This is a genomic window from Saccharomonospora iraqiensis subsp. paurometabolica YIM 90007 (assembly GCF_000231035.2).
GTDB classification, from domain to species: Bacteria; Actinomycetota; Actinomycetes; order Mycobacteriales; family Pseudonocardiaceae; genus Saccharomonospora; species Saccharomonospora paurometabolica.
On record NZ_KI912225.1, the window covers coordinates 45,572 to 47,571 of the forward strand.

A 2,000-nucleotide genomic window follows, 5' to 3' on the forward strand; every position below is an offset into this window, starting at 1 on the left:
CCCACCGGGCCACCGGAGGCTCCCCGCCCCCCGGCCCCACCCGTGGGCGGAGCGGCGGAGGCACCGCCGGAACCGTCCGTCGTACCGCGGCCCGCCGACGACGGGGACGCGTCGTCCCCGGACAGGACGGAGTCGACGCGGATGCCGTCGCCGGAGGCCGATGGCGTGTCGACGCTCGGGGCCGGTCCCCTGCCGGACGAGGTTTCGGGGTTCCCGGTGCCGGAGGGTGCACCCCGGGAGTCACCGTCCGGGGCGCCGCCCCCGTCCGGGATGCCGCCGTCCGGGCCTGCGTCACCGGGCTCACCGGAGCTACCGTCCGGGCCGCTGCCGCCTCCAGGAGCGCCGCCACCACCGGGGGCGCCACCACCACCGGGGGCGCTGCCACCGAGGTCCGGCGTGTCCGGGCCGCCGCGCTGGAAGAAGCCGCCCGGCGTGATATTGCCGGTGCTGATCACGTCCAGACCGGTGACCTTGCCGGCGATCTTGCCGCAGACCCGGATGATGCTGCCGAACACCTCGGCGAGCTCGCCGAGCAGCGGGGAGACCTTCCGGATGGTGCCGACCAGCTTCTGCAGCAGCTCGGCGATCCGCGTCGCCCACTTGGAGATCGCGGCCACGGCCTGCGCCACGACGACGGGGGTGCCGAAACCGAGCGAGCACACGGTCTCCAGCACCCAGGAGATCAGCTTGCCCACCAGGTCGGCGATGAGGTCGCGCACCGTCTCCCGGACGAACGTGACCACCTCACCCATGATCATGACCACGGTGCTGATCGCCCCGGCGACCGTGCTCGCCCCGGCGAGGGTCTCCTCCTGCTCGGCGCAGGAGGCCCGGTAGGCGTCCGCCGCGTCGCCGGTCCAGCCCGCGGTGCCGTTCTTCACCGCGTTGGCGAAGGTGTTCCGGGTCTCGTCCAGCCGGCCCGCGACGTTCGACCACGTCTCCGAGTACGACTGGATCACCGGCGGGTCGCCGCAGACGGAGTCGAGCATCTCCTTCAGCGGCTCGACGTGCTCCATCAGGAAGGACGCCACCGAGGACATCAGCCAGCCGAACGGGTCGATCGCGGCGGAGGCGCCCTCGGCGACCAGCCCGATCGCGCCCAGTCCGCCCTCGACCCAGTTGCCGTCCTGGATGCCGTTGTAGGTGTCCATGGCGGACTCGGCGATGCCGATGCCGCCCGCCCAGCCGTAGTCGCCGTTGCCCGAGGTCAGCGGACCGGGGCCGTCGCCGTTCTCCGGCGCCTCGGCGACGAGCGGGTTGTCGGTCTCGGACATCAGACACCGGTCCCGAACTGCCGGGTGTGCTCCTCCTCGGTGCCGCGGTAGGTCTCCGCGGCCTTGCGCACCTTGTCCGCCGTGGCCCGCATCGCGGTGACCGATTCGGTCAGCGCGTCGATGCCGTACTGCTCCACCGGGTCGAGCAGCATCCGGAACGGCTGGCAGAGGATGCCGTAGGCGTCGGTGGGCATGCTGACCGCACGCGCCGCCTCGACGGCCTGCTGCAGCTGCTCGGTGCATCCGTCGAGTTGGCTCGCATGCGCGTCCAGGTCCGTGTCGAGCTCGAAGCCACCCTGCGTCACGGTTCCCCCAGTGGTCGGTCGGGTCGGGTCGGCGTCAGGAGAAGATGGAGCGGCCGCCGAAGTCGTCGTCATCGGGATCGTCGCCGGAGTCGCGGTCGCGCCCGCGGGGCCGGCCGAACGGCCGGGAGGACCCGGCGGGCGGGGCCGGGTCGCCACCCGCGGGGCCGTCCGCGGGGTCGTCGCCCTCGGGACCGAACCGGAACTCGGTGTCGGCCTGCGGCGGCTCCGGCTCCTCCTCGTCGGGCGGCTCGGGGAAGGTCCGTTTCGCGTCGGCGAAGACCGTCGCCGCGGTCTCGTCCTCCGTACCGACGGTCTCGGCCATCGCCTCCTGCAGCAGTGCGGGGATCCGGGCCTGTGCGGCCTGGACGGTCCGCATGATCTGGGTCGACAGCTCCGCCATCCGCCTGCCCTGGGCGCTCTC

3 protein-coding genes are annotated in these 2,000 nt (G+C 73.2%); all 3 read right to left on the reverse strand.

From position 1 onward, the window contains the following. A partial coding sequence (locus SACPADRAFT_RS26540) for a WXG100 family type VII secretion target (protein WP_007027421.1) occupies positions 1-1,274 on the reverse strand: 1,274 nt, incomplete at its 3' end. Then, on the reverse strand, positions 1,274-1,579 hold the full coding sequence (locus tag SACPADRAFT_RS0208880; RefSeq protein WP_007024882.1) for a type VII secretion target: 306 nt from the start codon (positions 1,577-1,579) through the stop codon (positions 1,274-1,276). The genes SACPADRAFT_RS26540 and SACPADRAFT_RS0208880, both read right to left, overlap by 1 nt. A 34-nt stretch (positions 1,580-1,613) precedes the next feature. Further along, positions 1,614-2,000 (reverse strand): hypothetical protein (locus SACPADRAFT_RS0208885; RefSeq protein WP_028662334.1); only part of this gene is annotated, 387 nt, incomplete at its 5' end.